The sequence below is a fragment of the Burkholderia contaminans genome (genome assembly GCF_029633825.1).
GTDB lineage: Bacteria > Pseudomonadota > Gammaproteobacteria > Burkholderiales > Burkholderiaceae > Burkholderia > Burkholderia contaminans.
In genome coordinates, this window is the sequence record NZ_CP090646.1 from 16,593 (window position 1) to 33,997 (window position 17,405).

Below are 17,405 nucleotides of genomic sequence, written 5' to 3' on the forward strand. Positions count from 1 at the left end.
AATGACGGTGCATGTGCTGCCGATAAAGTCCTATGCCCTTCTTCGCACGCCCACTAAAAATAAACATTTGGTTATCTAAAAGATGACGTTTAGAATGCTGTTAATCGATCTTTGGTAACGTCATGTCGACACCAACTATCAAACCTACCGCCGAAATGTCCGCCGAATTGCAGGCGGCATTCGATCACTTCAACGAAAACCTGTTCGGTGGGGATATTCCGCCGACACTGCTCACCTTGCAGCGGCAGAAAATGACTGCCGGCTATTTCACCGCAGAGGGATGGGTCAATCGAAAGGGGGCGCAGAAAATCGATGAGATTGCACTGAATCCCCAATACTTCGCCGTTCAGACGCTGACGGAGAGCATGAAGACGTTGGTGTTGCAGATGACGTTCGCTTGGCAAAAGCACTTTGGCCAGCCTGGTCGCCGTCGCTACGCAAACAAGAACTACGCAGAGAAGTTGCAGAGCATCGGCCTTATGCCAAGCCACACCGGTAAGCCGGGCGGGCGCATGACGGGCGAGAAGATCGACGCCTACGTGATCGAGGGCGGACTGTTCGAGAGAGCCTGCGAGAAGCTGCTTACCGAATCGTTCGCGCTGTCGTGGCTCGATCGCTTTCCCGTGACGGTTCAAGAGCTTTCTCGAGTCCTGCACCAACTGCCCGAAGAGACGCGGATCGGGCTGACGGAAGACGAGGTGAAGAAGCTCGATATCAAGGTTGTTGAGAAGGCCGAACCGGCGTCCGGTCAGTGCCGCTACCACTGTCCGCTGTGTCTGAAGCGAGTGTGGGGCAAGAAAGGCATGGAAGGCGAGTTCGTTCACGTTCCCTGCGGTCAGGTCATGGTGACTGGCGACATTCCCGACGAAGAAGAGTCCGACGCATAAGCCGGCGGACGCAGACGATATTCCACTTTCATAAGGAGTTCAAATGTCTCTCAGGTTTCTCCCCATCGGTTCGTTCCTTTACCTGATCGGAGGAATGGTTTTTGGCTTTGGAATCGGCTTCGCCGCGATCATGCCCGGCTACGTATCGCTGGTGAGCACTGGTGTGGGATCGCTCACGATCGTAGCCGGGTATTTCACTCTTCGCCCCCTCTTCCGTCGCGCCAAGGCAGAGATCAAAGCGCGTAGTAAGGCTTCGTCGCTGCCGGCGGCCGCTCCGGGGGCATCTGGCGAATGACGCTGCTTATTCGTCTCCTGATGGTCGGTTTGCTCGGGCTGGGGCTCTTCTTCGGCTATATCAAATGGGGCGAACCGACACTTCGTGCGATGCAGGCTGAAGAGCAGCACGGCCCGGCCAGCGGGACCGTGCCGCGGGAAATCTCCCGCCTGTTCGGCAAGTACACGGCATCGAATTCGAACGGCCGCTACGTCTTGATTCTCGATGGTAGCGGTGCAGAGCTGCGATTTACCGACAACAAGCGCCAGGAGTACGCCTATCGCGGGCATTACACGGTAGATGGCAACAGCCTCGAAGTTGCATGGGCTGAGCAACGGAACGGCACTAGCTGGGTGTCGATGCAAACCGTGGCCGACAAGATGCGAGTGACGTCGGCCGATACGATTGCGGCGGCCGAAGGGACGTTTACCCGCGCAAAGAATTAATTATTCCGCATCAGTTCGATAGTTTTTCAACCAGAGCATTCAATGATGAAGAAACTTGCTGTCGCCATGCTGTTCGTCATCCCGGCCATCGCGTCTTCGGCCACGTACTCCGTTACCGAACGATCAGGCATGACTACCACCGGCGCGCAGCTCACTGCACTCGGTAAGACCGGCTGCGTCTATGCGAACGTGCCCATCGCGTTGGGCGACATACTGAACTATCCGGACGGGACGCGTCAGGTATGTGCGAGTGGGCCGAACGGCCCGCTGATGGTCAATGTGACATCCGAAAGAGCGGCGAAGCACTGATCACGGCCGGCTGTCATTCAAATAACCCCGATCACTCCAAGGAGAGAATCTAGATGAAGAAAATCGCCATCCTTTTTGCATCGCTTGCAATGGCGTCTGCGGCAGTTGCCGAGCCGGTTCCAGCTCAGGCGGTCAAGGCTACTGCAACTGCGTGCACACCCGGAACCGTGACGATCGACGCTGACGGGCGGCTGCTCAAATGCGGAGCGGATGCCGCCTGGACGCACAGCGCAGATAGCGCGATCGTTGAGCAACTGGCTCAACTGAACGCAACGAATGTGCTGATTCTCAACCGCCTTACCGAAATCGCCGCCGAGCGTTCGCAGGCCAAGTAACAAGGACGAAACCGCTATGAGTACAACATCGTATAAGCAACTTCTGAAGCAACGTGAAGAACTCGAAGCAGAAATTGCGAGGGTGCGCGAAAGCGAAAGGGCCGATGCCGTTGCGAAGATCCGCGAGCTGATGGAGATGTACAGCATCTCCGCCGACGAGCTCGGGGATCGCCGTCGTACCCGCAAGCACAAGCCCGTGGAGGCAAAATACCGCGACCCGGATTCCGGCGCGACGTGGTCGGGGCGTGGAAAGCCGCCTCGCTGGATCGCGGGAAAGGATCGCGAGAGCTTCGCAATCTGACGCCAGTGTGCGAACAAAAGAGCCGGGGAATCCCCGGCTTTTTTTATGTCTTTGCTTCCTTCGTGTATCTCGAAATGTCTATTGCTAAAGTCTGCATTGCTCACGTAGAATGGAGTTGCGATAGACAATATGAAATACAAAGGAGCAGAGATTGACGAACTATTTGGAGATCCCGTACGAGGCACTTGGGCCTGACGGCCGAGAACGAAGCCGCTACGCCTGCACAATCGGGGAGCTGCCGCACTCCATGCGGTTGCAGGCGTGCGAAGACGCGACAAAGCGCATTGCGCACCTGATTGGGCGCGAGAGCACGCGTCGCATTCCGTTCGGGATGCCGGTGTATGTGGCGTTCTCGATGCGCCCGGCAGACGCGGATCGGCACAAGTTTCGTGCGGTGCTCAGGATGCGTGGGGCGGATTTACCGTTGACCTACTGCATGATCGAAGCGATCCGTGCTGTACCGGTAGCTGCCGAGTGACGCGTTACGACGGAACGCCGGCGGGGACTTCCCTTCCCTGTCCGGTCGCTGGCTTTCGGGGTAAACCAGTGGTCTTCGAGGAAGATCCGCGAGTGGGGGATAATTACGGGATTAGCAACCATATGATGACAACCAACATGGCGACGACACGTCTGAAGCCGAAGCAGTTTGACGCGCTTGTGATGAAATCGAGAATGAAGGAAGACGCGGTAGCGATCGCGCGCTCGGTGTTGGTCGAGGGCCGCGGCTATGCCGAGGCGGCGGAAGAGCATGGGCGTAAGCGCCAGTACGCATACCAAGTTGTTACGCGCCTGCTGGCTCTCGAAGAGCCGCAGATGCACACCTACACGGGGTCTCCGGAGGTCTTCGTGCAGATCGACCTGATCGTAGAGCGGCACAAGGGACGCAAGATGCTGACGCGCAAGCAGTTCAATGCGCTCGAAAAGTTGTCGATGCTTGAGCCGCACTCGCTCGAACTAGCGAAAGGCGTGCTGGTCGATGGCGTCGAGAACATCGAGCTGGCGAAGAAGAACAACATCGCCCGGCATCTTCCGTGGCAGGCATCCCAGCGGCTGATGAAGCGATTCGATCCGTCAATGGAGGACACGCGCGTCTACAGGGGGCCGGCGGAAATGTTCGAAGAGATCGACGCGCTTATCAAGGGGCACGGTGGCAAAAAGGAGGCGGTATGAGCAAGGAGCAGTACAAGTCTTCGTCCGGCCGGTACAAGTCTATGTTCGAGCGTGTCGCGCATCAGTTCAACGATGGCGCAAACTTCGCGCGCTGCAATATCCGTATCCGCAAGCCGCAAGCGCATATCGTATTCGGACGCCAGCATCTTGACGACGGCAAGCTGCCGTTTGAACTTTCGACGGACGATGCTCTGAAGATGTGGAAATGGGCATACGAATGGCTTTCCATCGACTCGTCCAAGCAACCCGTGTTTGTTAGCAGTGCGCGCCAGTCGGCTCGCCTCCGAGTGGAACACGATAGCGGCGTTATGGTTCTTGCGTATGAAGCGATTCCTACGGTCGACGGCCTGACCGTGTTGTTGGGAAGTACGTGGATTCCGCCGGAGTTCTTCGAGAGCCTGGTACGTGATGTGGCGGCTGAGCTGGAGGCGAACGCCGTGCAGATTGTTTCCGTTGACCGCAATGTGATGGTGCTGCAACCCGGCGCTTCGGATGCGGACGTAATTGCACGCTTCAGGGAGGCTGCTTCGCATGGACGGCCGGTGTTAGTCGCTCCCGTCGCAGATTCGAGCGACACTGAATGACGACACCGAAGAGGCCGCCACGTGATCGAATACAACCTGAGCGCGCTAGATAAGGCGCTGATCGAACACTTCCACGCGCAAGCTGGTGTAAGCGGCTTCGATGGCGTTTCGTCGCTTTCGCAGACCGATCGAGGCGTGCTGGCCGTCGCGGATTTGGTTCGCCGGCAAACAGTGGTGCAGGTCTGCGAATCCTTGCATCTGAATGGCGAGGACGCTGCACGTCTCTGGTTCCATCTGTCCGACTTCGAGCCACCTCTATCTGACGGTGAGGCGCGATCGGCGCTCAACGAGTTGGTCAAAGCAAGGTGACACCCATGAACAAGCGAGCCGTCGTGCGGGCAGCACGCCTGTACTCGATCGCAGTCGTCGCACTGATGGACAATGGCGGCGCAGAAACGGCCGAGGAAATCGCTGTTGTGCAGGCGGCGGCTGACGCAGCAAGGGCCAAGCTCGATGCAATGCGGCTGAGGCTTGGCGATGTGCGATCGATTCGGGACTGCATCGCACTGGCGAAAGGAATGGAGGGCCAGTGAGCGAGTGCTCCATGAAGGCTGCGGCGCGGCCGTGTCCATCATGCCCGTGGCGCGTTGACCAGGATGCTGGCGACATTCCGAATTTCAGTCTCGCGCTGGCTGAATCCCTGGCGGGTACGTGCCCCGACGAGCGCGGCATCGGGCCGGACTTCGGTGCGTCGTTTTTCGCGTGCCATCAGTCGAAGCTAGGCAGCGAAATCCCTTGCGCTGGCTGGCTCGCGATGGTCGGCCACCGCCATCCACGCGTGCGGATGGCCGTTAGGCGCGGGAGCATATCGCCCGACGCGCTTACGCCCGGCGAGAACTGGCCCGAGCTACACGACAGCTATCCCGACGTGCTTGCGAAGCTGCGTGCGACGTGCGGCAACGAGGAGTGGTGAGACTTTTCGGGAATGCCGAGGGTTATTGATTTGCCATCGGCCCGGTGGTCGTTGCCCCGCCCTGCAACCTCATGAGCTGCCCGTAGATCTTCCGTGCATACGCGTCACGCTTGCTCGGTGTGACGGCGTTGTACGCACCAATGGCCGTCCAGTTGTAGCCGAGCTGCGCAATGTTCTGCGCCATGATCCACGTCCCCACATACGCGTTCTTGCAGGCGTCTAGTAGGTCTTCTTCCCCGATGCCGTATTGCTTCAGCCGCGGAAGCCAAGACGAGTTGATTTGCATCAGGCCAATGTCGCGCGAGCCGTTGGTGTTTTTCGAAACGACGCGTGGCCGCATTCCTGATTCCTGCATCGCGACCGCTCGCGCCAGCGACGTCGGCACGCTCCAGTAGTTCGCGGCGTCGTCCAAGCAATCCGCCCTGGCCGCCGGCAGCGAAGTTGCCCAAAGCATTCCCATCCCGATCGTCATCACGGCCGCCCGGAGCAGCCGATCGTTCAGACGGTCTTTCATCTCTTTTTCCTCATTAGACGTCTACCAAAAGTGCATAAAGGGTTCAGGAAACATGCACTTATGCCGTTATCCCTTTACGGCATGGCGGACTGTTCCTTGAGGCACTAGCTGACCCTTGCCGCCCGACTCCCCGAGGTCTCACCTCCCCGAAGCGCTCCCCCGAGTTGGCGGCTATCCCGGCGCGTATCAAGCAGTGCCCGACCCTTTCCGATACAAATGCGTCTTTTAGGCCACTAAAAGCTATCTTTTAGTGGTCGGTATGATAGCATTTCGTTGTCGGCAGGTGCTATCTCGCCGCTGGTGTGGAGTCGGGCTTAGCCGTGTCCCTTCAACGAAAAAAAGGAATGCAATGAGGAAGCTATTGGTAGCGCTCGCTCTGGTACCGGCGTTCAGCCAGGCCGCGCTTGTCATCGAGGGCGGCCCGGCGCAGAGCGCGCCGCAACCCGCATCGAGCAATTCGAGCGCCCCTGTCGTGAAAGCCGCGAACCCGGCTGCTTCGAGCGTTACCACTGCGCCAGCTCCGGCCGCTGGTGCCGCCGTGTCGGCCGCAACGCCCGAGCTGCAGGGTTTCGTTGTTGCCCCGCTTTGGGAGGCGACGCCGGCCGATCAGACGTTTCAAGGGCTCTTCGCTCGTTGGGGCAAGCAAGCGGGCTGGACGACGTTTTGGGAAGTCGGGCAGGACGTTCCCGTTGTCGCCTCGTCACCGTTCTCTGGCTCGTTCACCGATGCGGTTCAGGCAGTGCTCGATACCACGTTGAGCACGGATTTGCCGGTGCATCCGTGCTTCTACACCAACAACGTGGTGCGCGTGCTTCCGACGAGCACTGAATGCAATCCCAAGTGACCAAGGCACGCACATGAAAGCACAACGATTCGTCCTCTACCCTCTTCTCTCGTCGCTCGTCCTGTCCGGGTGCGTTTCGCCGCAGCTCACTCAATCCACGAACAAATTCGTTACGAACGCGGGTGCAGAGACTGACACGGCATCGCGCAGTCTCATCAGCCAGATCACGAATGGTCGTGAAGAGCGGCGTAAAAGCGCATTTGTCGATCACCCCTATCTCGCCGGCAAGAGCGTAGCTCTGCCGCCGAGCGCAACGCTTCCGCTTCCGTTGCAGCGCGGCGTCAAGGTCAAACTGGTTTTTCCGAATAAGCGCGTCAACCTGCCGGTCGCTGCTGAGCAGATCACGCTTGCGACCAAGATCCCCGTTGTCATCTCGTCCGACGTCTACCTGCCGGCCAACGCGTTGCTTCCGCGCACGCAGAAGCTGGACGATAGCCCCAGCGGCGGCAACGGGCCGGTTCCCCCGGTTATGCCGGCCGGCCCCGGCCGTCTCGCGTCCGGCCCCCTGCCCGCCCTTTCGAGCGTGACGGGGGGCGGGGGGTTGGTCTCGTCCGGCTACTCCGGGCAAGACTCGCCGCAAGAGGTCGAGATTACGCAAGACGAGATGCCGCTCAACCAGATTCTTGACCTGATGACGACACGCATCGGCGTGAATTGGGAGTGGGACGCAAAGAAGGGTGTCATTCGCGTCTATCGCATGCTGACGAAAACGTGGCTGCTGCCGGTTCGGCCTTCGAGCATGAGCTATTCGACCGACCAGATCAACAACACCGCGCTGTCGAACAACCAGAATGCTTTGCAAAACCAAGGGCAGGACAAGGCGGCCCTGAAGAGCGAGGCTCAGAACGTCAATGAAATCACGTCGATCCTCAACGATGTGCAAACGGTGATGACCCGATCGGGATCGGTCAGCGGAAACATTTCGCAAGGCACCATCACTATCACCGACACGAAGGATGCAGTTGAACGAGCGGAATCGATCGTCAACTTCCATCGCGCTTTGCTTTCCAAGATGGTCGCGGTCCATATGCGGCTCGTTCAGGTGACGTTGAACGATACAGGGCAACTCGGCGTTGACTGGCAGGCTGTCCTGACGAAAGCTTTGAACAAGGTTCCGGGCTTCATCCTCACGTCTGCGTCACCGATCTCGCTCGTTTCCGCGAACGCCGGAGAGCTGGGTGCGAAGATCACCTCCGGACAGTTCAGTGGCACGCAGGCGGCAGTGAAGGCGCTTGCCGAATTGGGGAATACGGCATCGTCCGATGACATTCCTCTCGAAGTGCAGAACCGTCACACGCACTACTACAACAACCGCGTTCGCTTCTCCTACGTTTCGCAAACGACCCCCGCGACGGCAACGGCGGGCGGTACTGGTGGCATTCCTGGTGTCACGACGGCCCAAGATCAAGTCGGCCTGAAGATGCTGGTGTATGCGAGCGTCACGAATAACAACTCGGTCGCCGTAACGGTTTCGCTCGATACGTCGGTGTTGCAGAGCATTCAGCCGTTCACGTCGGGCTCCGGTTCGAATCAGCAGACCGTCCAGCTCGTCAATACGACCGGGCAAGGTCTCTCTACCGACGCGATCATCCGGAACGGGGCAACAACCGTGTTGACGGTGTTCGATTCGAACACGGCGCAATACGATCGACGTACGCTCGGCCATAACATTCCGCTGCTCGCCGGCGGATCGGTCAATGCTTCGCGCACGCGTACCGCAACGCTGCTGGTCATGAGCGCGACGATCAAGGACACGGACGCCGGACAGCAAGGGCCAGCGCAATGATCAGCGAAATCAACGGGAAAAAACTCGCCTTCGGGATGGAATGGCGGCTGCTTGTTGAATCGGGCTCGTATGCCACGATCGCGGCGAGGCGAGCCCGCGAGATGCGATCGCCACTGCTTTGGCACGCGGACAAAGCGGACTACGCTGGGTTTCTGCCGAAGTCGGATTCGTCCGCTTCGCAGGCTGGGCAGATCTTCGCCGCTGCCGCCGCGTTTCTTCGTGTACCGGGGCTTCCCGATGATGCCCTGCTGCTGATCCGGACACCTGACGACAAGATTTCTCTCATCGGTGTGCGGCAGCGCAGGCCGTTGCGTCGCTTCGATCAAATCGGCCTGACCGAGCAGCAGGCCCATGAGCTGTATATCGAGTTCGGCAAAAAATGCGGTGAATCCGGGTTTGCGGTCGTGGGTGAAACGAATCTGTCGTTCGTTGGCGAGGCAACGCCGCTTACGCTCGCGGAGCTGGCGGAACATGCAGACAGCACTTGTCTGTTGAAGCCACCAAGCCGATCGGCGCTCTACAAGAAAGTCGCCGTCGCCATCGTCGCTGTCGGCGTGCTGGCAGTTATGGCGCCGAGGGCTGCTGACTACTTCTTTCCCCCTGACCCGGTTGCGACGAAGACGCCGACGGAGTTGTACGCGGATAGCCTGAAGGCGCACGCACTCGATCCCGTCGTAAGGGCAAGCGATTTCTCGTCGTGGTACGACTGGATACGATCGCTCACCACCATGTACGGTGGATGGTCTCTATCCAAAGTGTCGTGCAAGTTCAGTGCTCCTGGCTCGCAGGGCGGATCGTACCAAGCGTGGGATGGGCGCGCGCAATGCGCTCTCACCTACGACCGAGACTTGAAGAGCTACGCGACGAATCAGACCTTCATCGCAGCCGCTCCGAAGGAATACGCATCGAGCGCTACGTATCTCCCAACGGCAGACCAGATGATCGTCAATGCGTCGCCGCAAGCGGTCAAGAAGGTAACGCTGAATACGGTCTTGACGTCAGCAGGTACGGCCGCCGATCGGCAGATGCGTTTCACGTCGACGCTGCAATCGGCAAGCCAGCTCGTCAAGAAAGCGTCGCTCAATGATGCCGAGGCGTTTCTCATTCCTCCCGGTGTCCAGCCCGCAGGAGTCGCGGCAGTCGCCTACAAGGCGTCGCACTGGACGATCGAGGGCGCATCTCACTTCGTGAAGCTGCTTTCTGATTTTCCCGCATACGCGACGTTGAGCAAGGCGGAGCTGACGATCAACAAATCCACCAGCGCTTCCGACGACACGCCATATCAGATTTCGATCGAGGGCGAAGCCATCACACGCAACTGAGACCACTATGAAGACCAGACAAACCACTATCGCAGCCGCCGCGCTTTGCATGCTGATCGGTGTGCCGCTCGCCGCATCGGCGTCGCCGTCGCTCAACCTGCCGCTTGGCCAGAAAACATCCGCCACCGCTCAGCAAGCGCCCGTTGGCCCGGTGCCGAAGGTGGTCGCTTCAACGCCGCCTGGACTCGGTGCGCCGACGAGCGCTCCCCCAGCTCCCGCCCCGGCACCGGCCACGAAGCCGGCTTTCGCCGCACCGCAGCCGCCGGTTGCGTCTGCGCCCGTCCAAGTGGCAAAGGCCAGCACCACGACGCTGGTTGCGGCGCAAGAACCTGCCAAGACTGTCGCATCGGTAGCCGCGCAGGAACCTGCCAAGACCGTAGCACCGCAACCCGGCGTTGATCGTGCGCCGTCGCTGGGTGATTGGGAGGATCTGTACCAGCGAAAAGCCTATCAGGCCCAGCTCGCGACGTTGAAAGGCAGTGAGTCGACGGTTGCTCCGCAAGGTGCGCAACAGGCCATGTTGCCGCCTCTTCCGCCGCCGAATCAGCAGGGTATCGCTCAGCTTGGCGACGCACCCGAGAAAAAGACCAATCGGCGGTTCAGCGCTGCGTGTCCTGACGACAACAAGCCGTGCTTCTTCTCCGTGTACGGCGTTCACGTCGACGGAGGCGAAAACAATTTCCGCGGCCAGCTCGCGATCAACGGCCGCGTCATCTCAGTCTACAAGGGCAAGAAGTTCGAGGGGTACACGATCACCGACGTGTCCGACTCGGCGCTTACGGCGACGAAAGGGCGAGCCCGCTACGTGTGGCCGCTCTATGCGCAGGGTGATTTCGAGGCCGATCCGCGTCCGCTCGAAGCGGCTCGACCGCAAGCACCGACGCCGGGGTTCCCGGTGATTCCCAACAACCCCTACATGCGCTGAGCCATGCAGATCCAATTCCCGAAGCTGTTCTCGCGCTTTGCGCGTCGTCGCGGCGAGGAAAAGGCGAATGTGCCCGTCGACGCTCCGGCCACGCCGGCCGTGGCGTCGACTCGCCAGTTCTCGCGCGTGGTGGTGGCAGAGGACGCAGGCGACGATCGAGCCATGCGGCACGGTGAGTATGTCGTCGCGTCTCAAGAAGTGATTCAGACTGCAGATCTGCCCGAGTTCCGTCGCACTATCCAATCGACGGTAATTCGCGCCGAGTATCGGCAATCCATCTGCCCGATCCAGATTTCCGGCGATCAGTTCGCAATCGTGCTGACGCGGAACATGCTCAATACCGAAGTGGTTGATGAGGTGTACTCGGAGCTTCAGAAGCAGCACCGTCCGCATATTCCGGCGATCTACGTTGCAACGCAATCTGTCGTGTCTGAGCTGGCACGCGCGGAGAGCGGCAGTAACGCAACGCGCGTACGCAGCTCCGATCGAGATAGCCCGCTGTTCAAGCTCTTTGTCGAGATTGTCGACTTCGCACTCGATAACGGCGTATCCGACATTCACATGAAACTGAAGCTCGATCGCGAGTATTCGCAAGTCGGATTCCGCATGGACGGCAACGTGATCCGACCGAGAAAGTTTCGCATGACGACCGACCAGATGCAGCGCATGCTCGGCTTCATGTACTCGTTCAAGGGCAACTCAACCACAACCAGTAGCTACAGCGTCACCTTGGCGCTGCAATGCCAGCTCGAAGAAGTCATATCGGGGCAGTCGCTTAGCTTCCGATGGGCTCAGTTGCCGACCCACAAGGGGCTGAAGGTTGTGCTGCGGGTTATGAAGGTCGACGTGAACGATGCATACACCTCTGTAGGGATGCAGCCGAACGGGGCGGGTCTTCCGCCCTATCAGGAGCGGGCGATCATGCGTGAGCTGTATACGGACGGCGGTGGATGGGTATTTTCCGGGCGCGTTAACTCCGGCAAGTCCAAGTTTCTCCAAACGCTGATCAATCTGATGCCCCCGTACTACGAGATCAATTCGGCAGAAGATCCGATCGAGTATTTGCACAACCACGAAGGTTCGAATCAGCATTCCGCGTCGCGTGGTCTCAACGACGATGAGGGTTCGGATGCGTTCGCGTCTTTCAAGCTCCAGAACAAGCGAACAGACCCCGACGTGACGGTGATTTCGGAACTGCGAGACCCCAGCACAACGGGCGCATTTCGCGATGCTGTGCTGGCCGGTCAACGCGGTTTCACGACGATTCACGCACCGAGCGCCCTTGCAATTCCCAATCGCTTGATGAGTGAAGAGTTCGCCCTGGCCCGCGACATTGTCACGCTTCCTGGCTTCCTGAAGATGATGGTTCACCTCGCGCTCGTCCCGAAGACTTGCCCGATATGCTCGCTGTTGGCGACCTCGCATGAAACGTCCGGTTTCCTGCGATCGGTGATCGAGAGTCATAGCGGCGACTCGGCAGTTGCGACGATCGCGGCCGAATCACTGCGGATTGCGAATAGCGAATTCCTCGCACGTCTTGAGCATCTTTTCCAAATCGATGTGAGCAAGATCCGAGTGCGGAATCCGATCGGCTGCTCGCACTGCGCGCGTGAAGGTGTCCCGGAGCTGAACGGTATCCGTGGGCGCACCCTGATCGCTCAGATCATCGAGCCGTCCGATGACATGATGCGCTTAGTGCGCGACGCAAGGAGCATCGAGCTGCTGCACTACTACCGCTCTCTCCGTGTTGCCGGATTCGACAGCGATAACTCCGATGGCAAGTCGCCGCTTGAAATCTCGATGTACAAGGTTTCGCTCGGAGAAATTTGCTTAACAGAAGCCGAGAAGCGATTCCAGTCGATCGACGCTTACGAGCACGACCTGAAGCGACTCATGCACCGATCGTCCACGACGCACATAACCGCCGGCAACCTCGAAGTGGTTGCGTAGCCGATTAAGCGTGATAGCGGATACATCAGGGAATTCACCGGAATAGATAACTATGAGCGACATACTTGAGCAGATCACGAAACCGTTTAGCGACGGAATCAGGCGCTTGTTTCAACCGCTTTGGGATCAGTTCGCCCGAGACAAGATGCGGTTCGAGAAGAAGCGTGCCGCATTCTATGTCGACCTTGCGGCAACGATGGAGAGTCAACCGCGCGTGAACATCAGCGTTCACATCGAGCGTATCGCTGACCGCTACCCTGACGAGCCCAAGGGACGGCTCGCCGCTCGATGGCTCGACAACTACATGATCGACGGGTCATTCTCGGAAGCGATTCGCGACAGCGTTCCGGAAGAGGACTACGCGCCCCTCATGGTCGCTGAGCGAGCCGGGGATTTGACCAAGGGCTTGAAGGAGCTGGGAGGGGTCGTTACTGCGCTCGATGCGACTAAAGAAGCGGTTGCATCAATCTGGTTGTCCACTCTCTTCGTCTTTGTTGCGGCTCAGATCTTCATCGGCATGTACTCGTTCCGAATCGTGCCGGACATTGAAAGCTCGCTACCGCCCAACGTGCCGATCTCTGACCTCGGCCTCATTGCGGTCATCATGCACTGGATGAGCGTGTCGATTCGAACAGTTTGGCCGCTCTGGATCGTCTTCATCGTGGCTTCGATCTCGATCGTGAAGTGGGCCGTACCGAACTACGTTGGAAGGTGGCGGCAGTGGCTCGATCGACACGTTTTACCCTTCCGTCTGTACGCGGAGTTTCAGGCCGCATCCTTCATCGTAGCCCTTGCTGCCGTGACGCAACGGGTCAACAACAAAGTAGTTTCCGTTCCCAAGGCATTGCAGATGATGGAGCCCAACGCCAGCGTGTGGCTTCGGCATCACATTCTCCGGATCGTGCACAACCTCGAAGAGAACCCACACGGGAAAGGCGAGAACTTTCAAACCGGTATGGTCGATCGCGATACCGAGTATCGGATGATGGACATTGCCGACTACGCTGACGTGTCCGAGATGCTAAAGCAGGTTGGCGGAACCATCCTGGAAACAGCGCCGAAAGAGCTGGAGAAGCGAGCGAAGCGCATTCAGAACACTTCGCGAGCGGTGCTGGTGATTCTCGTTGTCGCGATTCAGGGGGGATTCAATTACATGGGATGGCAGTTCCAAGACGCGGTGTCTACGAGTGGTTATTCAAATGCGCCGGCACAGATTTCACACTAGTTAACGGGGGGTAATTCTAGTATGATTGTAATGATCTGATTTTGATTTGCATTCCGAATTATTAGGAGCAGAGCGAGCTTTTTTGGCTCGATTTTTTGAGATCAATGTAAAGGAACAAATGATGAAAGAGATGAAGGTGTCCGCTGAAGATGTGGTTGTGTTCGACAGCGAAGTTGGCGACGTCGAAAGGAGCGATGGTGCGAAGCGTCTGTATCGTGGCGGCCCGATCAATCATCGGCTCGCGCGCGGGCAGTCCGGCGCGACGATCGGGGAGTTCATGTTTTGGGCGATTCTCGCCGCGGCGGTGATCGTGACGGCGATCTACGGGTTCAACCGTGGACGTGCCGGGCAGAACGGTGCCGACTTCGTGAAGGAGTTCAACGAGCTGGGCGCTAATGCAAGCAACCTGTACGTCGGCCAATGGTCGAAGTTCACGACGGCAAACGCGTCGCTGTCGGGGCTGTTCAAGAACTTCTCGACCATCGTTGACGCCGGCGGTGGTGTCGTTACGCTCAAGGGTGGCGGTACGCTCGCAGTTGCGCCCGGCCAGGTCACGACGGCCAACGATTCCGGTCAATACACGGTCGCGGGCGTGACCGACGAGACCTGCAAGAAGATCGTCGCTGGTGTTGCCGGGAGCGCAGCAACCATGTCGCTGAACGGCACTTCGGTCAAGGCATTTGGCGGTCAGCTCGATCCGACTGCATCGTGCCAACCGACCAATAACAGCATCGTCGTACAGCGTCAGTAAAGCCGTCGAGCTGCCGACTGCACTTCCGGGTGCGGTCGGCTTTTTTTGCGTTTACAGAACCTACGGGGAAAGTTATGACGACGATGTTCGAGGCCACTCTCGGCGTTGCTCTGATGACCATGGCGCTTGCTAACTCCAACATGCAGGCAGTGAGGGCGAACGAGCGTTCAACCGCGATTCAGACGGGCCAGTACATGAGCGGCCTTCAGGCAGGGATCAACAAGTTCATCGCGGGCAATGGAGACCAGCTCTCCGGCCGCACGGCGACGGGATATGTCGATCCGAACGGCGCACCCATTACGCTCGCGAACCCGACTTCACCCACGATCGCGGAACTTCAGAAGTACGGCTTTTTGCCGATGGGATACACCACCAACAATCCGAGCAACCTCGCATTCAAGATCACAATCACCCCGACGAACTGTCCCGGCGTCGGCTGTCAGTTGCCCGCCCTGGTCGAGTCTTCGCCGTATCGAGACGTGCAAGGCAACGTGCGAAACGACCTGCTGGGGTTTGCGGTGAATGCGGCCGGTCTCGATGGCGGTCAGTCGTTGCCAAACAATCCCGGAACCTACTTCTCGCGCGGGGCGTCGTGGAATCTCCCCAACACGTATAGCGGGGCCGCCGGCGCGCTCGCGATGCGAGCCGGGTCATTGACGACGGGGTACGTCGATACCCTGCCCTTCTACAAGACCGACGGTAGCCGCGCGTTGACCGGGCCGATGAATGCAAACGGAAACGACGTGAACAACGTTGCTACCCTTGCTACTACCACCATCAAGAACGTTGGCGACGTGGCCACAAACTCGGTTACGGCATCTGGTCGCATCGCGACGTCGGGATATAGCCCAACGGACTTGCCGAACGGATGGAGTGGTGGTGTTAGAACGTGGGACGTCTACGCAGGTGGATCAATTGGTGTCGGGCCGAGTGGCGGCGCAGCCCCGGTTGCGTACCTCAGTAGCAACGGCTTTGTCGTGGGTCAGAACGTGGTGGGTGGTAGCTCGGTTACTGGTGGATGGCTCCATTCGACGGGAAGCGCGCAGGTCGACGGCGACGTGTACACGGCTGGCAATCAGACCATCAACGGCGTGTTGACCGCTCGCAACGTGGTCAATCTGCCTGCCCTTGCGTGGTCGGGTTGGGGGTGTGGCGGGAACGCGATCACGACTGATCCGAACGGGCAAATACTCTCTTGCCAATCGGGAGTGTGGACTGCATCTGGCGGCGGCCTTGGCGTCGGCCAGTCGTGGTCGAATCCACCGCGCGCAATGAACGTCACGTATCAGAACAACTCAGCGAAGCCAATTGCTGTCTCGATCACTGGCTATTGCGGCGCTGGCGGGCCGGGCTCGCAAAACTTCGTTCGAATGTTCGTCAATGGTGTGATGGTAGGTGGGTGGTACGCGTCTTTGAGCGACGCCGCTGCCGGCGGGTCTGCCACGGGCATTGTGCCGCCGGGCGCTACGTATTACGTCACGTACAACAACGGTCTCTGCGGACTTTTTTCGTGGTCCGAGCTGAGTTGACGACGCGGGCGGAACACTACGTTTCCGCCCGCTTGATTTGCTCACTAGAAGCGCAACCGCTTGTAGTGTTGTCGAGTCAGCATACCCTTCCGCGCCAGTAAAAAAGCCCGGTGATTGCCGGGCTTTGGGTCTCTCTATTCGTGTGCTTCCCGCTATAGCATTAGCCGACGTACTTCGATCGGTTGTTGGTCGGGATCTTCGCGCTGATCGTGTTCATGTTGCTGGTGTACGTGGCGCACGTGGTCGAATCGAGATAGTCCGACTGCCCTGCTGCCAGCGGGAAGCGCGCATAGAACGCGGTGTGATCGCCGCTTGCGCACGCTTGGGCCGCGTTCATCTGCTGGACGATCGAGGCGACGGCATCCTGCACGGAGATCCCGCCGGCCATGCTTGCCACCGTGAGCGGGGCCGATTCGTTGAACACTTGTCCCGACCACGCGCCGACATTGACGGCTTGGCCGTTCTGGTCGGTCACGCCGTTGTTGCCGGCGATCGACGTCGCGATGAAGATGCGGACAGTGGTGTGGGACGGCAGGTCATACTTGACGCCGTAGTATTCGAGCGCCTTGAGCGTATCGGCATAAGCGTTCAGCGTGTCCTGCGAAGAGCCCGGTGTGATCGAGAGATAGTCGACGCCGCTATGTGCGCGATTGGTCGACGCGATCGCATCGAGACCGGACAGAACACTGACGGCGGCCGACGACGCCTTGGAGTAGGCCGAGATCAGCGATTGGCCCTGCTTGACGAGAAACGAGATCCGCTGCGACGCATAGTGCGTGACCGGCGTAACAATGAACGTGTTGAGCGCCGTCGTGACGTAAGGGGCGACCAGTTCGAGCGACGCGTTGTTCTGCGTCGACGCATCGGCTTCCGATATGAACGTGCCGCCCGTCGCGACGATACGGATCATGCCGGTGGGCGCCTGGCGCAGCGTTGCCGTGAACGCGCCCGAGGCATCGGTTATTGCCGAGCCGATGGCGTTGCCGTTCGTGCCGTCGTTGTTCAGAGCGTAGATCGTGACAGTTGCGCCAGCCGTTGCGCCATTCACGACGGAGCCGGAAATCTGATTCGTCGCGGAACCGGCCGCCGGTTGGCCGGTGTACGGATCGGTCGCGTTCTGCTGAACAGGCGTCGGGTTCGAGCCGCCGCCGGACGATCCGCCCGAGCTGGCGCTACCGCCGTCACCACCACCGCCACCGCAAGCGGCCAAGAATGCCGCCATCGACGTGGCGATGATGAGCTTCGCCACCTTCTTCATTTGTTCCTCGCGCTTCATGGATTCTCCGTTGGAAATCTGTTGGCCTCTCGATGCGTTTCGAGCACCGTGGTTAAATCGTACT

General features: G+C 59.1%; 22 protein-coding genes. 20 read left to right on the plus strand and 2 right to left on the minus strand.

Annotated features, from left to right (window positions below):
* Positions 1-122 precede the first annotated feature (122 nt).
* From LXE91_RS43215 to LXE91_RS43270, 12 genes are all read left to right on the plus strand, one after another.
* Positions 123-887, plus strand: coding sequence for a hypothetical protein (locus tag LXE91_RS43215; RefSeq protein WP_069301969.1), 765 nt, complete (start codon positions 123-125; stop codon positions 885-887).
* A gap of 43 nt (positions 888-930) precedes the next feature.
* Positions 931-1,182, plus strand: coding sequence for a hypothetical protein (locus tag LXE91_RS43220; protein WP_039341469.1), 252 nt, complete (start codon positions 931-933; stop codon positions 1,180-1,182).
* Positions 1,179-1,607, plus strand: a complete 429-nt coding sequence (locus LXE91_RS43225) for a hypothetical protein (protein WP_039341467.1) — start codon at positions 1,179-1,181, stop codon at positions 1,605-1,607. The genes LXE91_RS43220 and LXE91_RS43225 overlap by 4 nt, the downstream gene beginning before the upstream one ends.
* A 42-nt stretch (positions 1,608-1,649) precedes the next feature.
* The gene (locus LXE91_RS43230; RefSeq protein WP_039341464.1) at positions 1,650-1,916 is read left to right on the plus strand and encodes a hypothetical protein; all 267 of its coding nucleotides are present in this window, start codon (positions 1,650-1,652) and stop codon (positions 1,914-1,916) included.
* Between the two features lie 53 nt (positions 1,917-1,969).
* Positions 1,970-2,251, plus strand: coding sequence for a hypothetical protein (locus LXE91_RS43235; RefSeq protein ID WP_039341462.1), 282 nt, complete (start codon positions 1,970-1,972; stop codon positions 2,249-2,251).
* Between the two features lie 16 nt (positions 2,252-2,267).
* Entirely contained in the window at positions 2,268-2,552 is a 285-nt protein-coding gene (locus LXE91_RS43240; protein WP_039341459.1) for an H-NS histone family protein, read from the plus strand.
* Between the two features lie 151 nt (positions 2,553-2,703).
* Positions 2,704-3,030 carry a hypothetical protein gene (locus LXE91_RS43245; protein ID WP_039341454.1) on the plus strand — a complete coding sequence of 109 codons (327 nt, stop codon included), beginning with the start codon at positions 2,704-2,706 and terminating at the stop codon, positions 3,028-3,030.
* A 122-nt stretch (positions 3,031-3,152) separates the two neighbouring features.
* On the plus strand, positions 3,153-3,722 hold the full coding sequence (locus LXE91_RS43250) for a TrfB-related DNA-binding protein (protein WP_069586055.1): 570 nt from the start codon (positions 3,153-3,155) through the stop codon (positions 3,720-3,722).
* Positions 3,719-4,306: a hypothetical protein gene (locus tag LXE91_RS43255; RefSeq protein ID WP_039341447.1), complete on the plus strand. Its 588-nt coding sequence runs from the start codon at positions 3,719-3,721 to the stop codon at positions 4,304-4,306. Before LXE91_RS43250 ends, LXE91_RS43255 begins: the two co-directional genes overlap by 4 nt.
* A gap of 21 nt (positions 4,307-4,327) precedes the next feature.
* The gene (locus tag LXE91_RS43260; RefSeq protein WP_046196920.1) at positions 4,328-4,615 is read left to right on the plus strand and encodes a hypothetical protein; all 288 of its coding nucleotides are present in this window, start codon (positions 4,328-4,330) and stop codon (positions 4,613-4,615) included.
* 5 nt (positions 4,616-4,620) lie between these two features.
* Positions 4,621-4,839 carry a hypothetical protein gene (locus LXE91_RS43265; protein ID WP_039341443.1) on the plus strand — a complete coding sequence of 73 codons (219 nt, stop codon included), beginning with the start codon at positions 4,621-4,623 and terminating at the stop codon, positions 4,837-4,839.
* Positions 4,840-4,850: 11 nt separating this feature from the next.
* Entirely contained in the window at positions 4,851-5,219 is a 369-nt protein-coding gene (locus tag LXE91_RS43270) for a DUF6283 family protein (RefSeq protein ID WP_141715653.1), read from the plus strand.
* Between the two features lie 22 nt (positions 5,220-5,241).
* Here LXE91_RS43270 and LXE91_RS43275 read toward each other — a convergent pair whose 3' ends face one another.
* Positions 5,242-5,733 (minus strand): lytic transglycosylase domain-containing protein, encoded by a 492-nt coding sequence (locus LXE91_RS43275; protein ID WP_095145691.1) that lies wholly within the window; start codon positions 5,731-5,733, stop codon positions 5,242-5,244.
* Positions 5,734-6,082: 349 nt separating this feature from the next.
* On the opposite strand from LXE91_RS43275, the gene LXE91_RS43280 reads away from it, so the two are divergent.
* From LXE91_RS43280 to LXE91_RS43315, 8 genes are all read left to right on the plus strand, one after another.
* Positions 6,083-6,577, plus strand: coding sequence for a toxin co-regulated pilus biosynthesis Q family protein (locus LXE91_RS43280; RefSeq protein WP_069586053.1), 495 nt, complete (start codon positions 6,083-6,085; stop codon positions 6,575-6,577).
* Positions 6,578-6,590: 13 nt separating this feature from the next.
* On the plus strand, positions 6,591-8,363 hold the full coding sequence (locus LXE91_RS43285) for a hypothetical protein (RefSeq protein WP_039341440.1): 1,773 nt from the start codon (positions 6,591-6,593) through the stop codon (positions 8,361-8,363).
* Positions 8,360-9,685, plus strand: a complete 1,326-nt coding sequence (locus LXE91_RS43290; RefSeq protein WP_039341437.1) for a hypothetical protein — start codon at positions 8,360-8,362, stop codon at positions 9,683-9,685. The genes LXE91_RS43285 and LXE91_RS43290 overlap by 4 nt, the downstream gene beginning before the upstream one ends.
* Positions 9,686-9,692: 7 nt before the next feature.
* Positions 9,693-10,610: a hypothetical protein gene (locus LXE91_RS43295; protein WP_141715652.1), complete on the plus strand. Its 918-nt coding sequence runs from the start codon at positions 9,693-9,695 to the stop codon at positions 10,608-10,610.
* A gap of 3 nt (positions 10,611-10,613) precedes the next feature.
* Entirely contained in the window at positions 10,614-12,560 is a 1,947-nt protein-coding gene (locus LXE91_RS43300; RefSeq protein WP_039341431.1) for an ATPase, T2SS/T4P/T4SS family, read from the plus strand.
* Between the two features lie 52 nt (positions 12,561-12,612).
* Positions 12,613-13,785, plus strand: a complete 1,173-nt coding sequence (locus LXE91_RS43305) for a hypothetical protein (protein ID WP_039341428.1) — start codon at positions 12,613-12,615, stop codon at positions 13,783-13,785.
* 121 nt (positions 13,786-13,906) lie between these two features.
* Entirely contained in the window at positions 13,907-14,536 is a 630-nt protein-coding gene (locus LXE91_RS43310; RefSeq protein ID WP_039341425.1) for a type 4 pilus major pilin, read from the plus strand.
* A 74-nt stretch (positions 14,537-14,610) separates the two neighbouring features.
* Complete coding sequence (locus LXE91_RS43315) at positions 14,611-16,065, plus strand: hypothetical protein (protein ID WP_039341421.1); 1,455 nt, start codon at positions 14,611-14,613, stop codon at positions 16,063-16,065.
* A 160-nt stretch (positions 16,066-16,225) separates the two neighbouring features.
* On the opposite strand, the gene LXE91_RS43320 is transcribed toward LXE91_RS43315, so the two are convergent.
* Positions 16,226-17,341, minus strand: a complete 1,116-nt coding sequence (locus LXE91_RS43320; RefSeq protein WP_069586052.1) for a hypothetical protein — start codon at positions 17,339-17,341, stop codon at positions 16,226-16,228.
* Between the last annotated feature and the right edge of the window lie 64 nt (positions 17,342-17,405).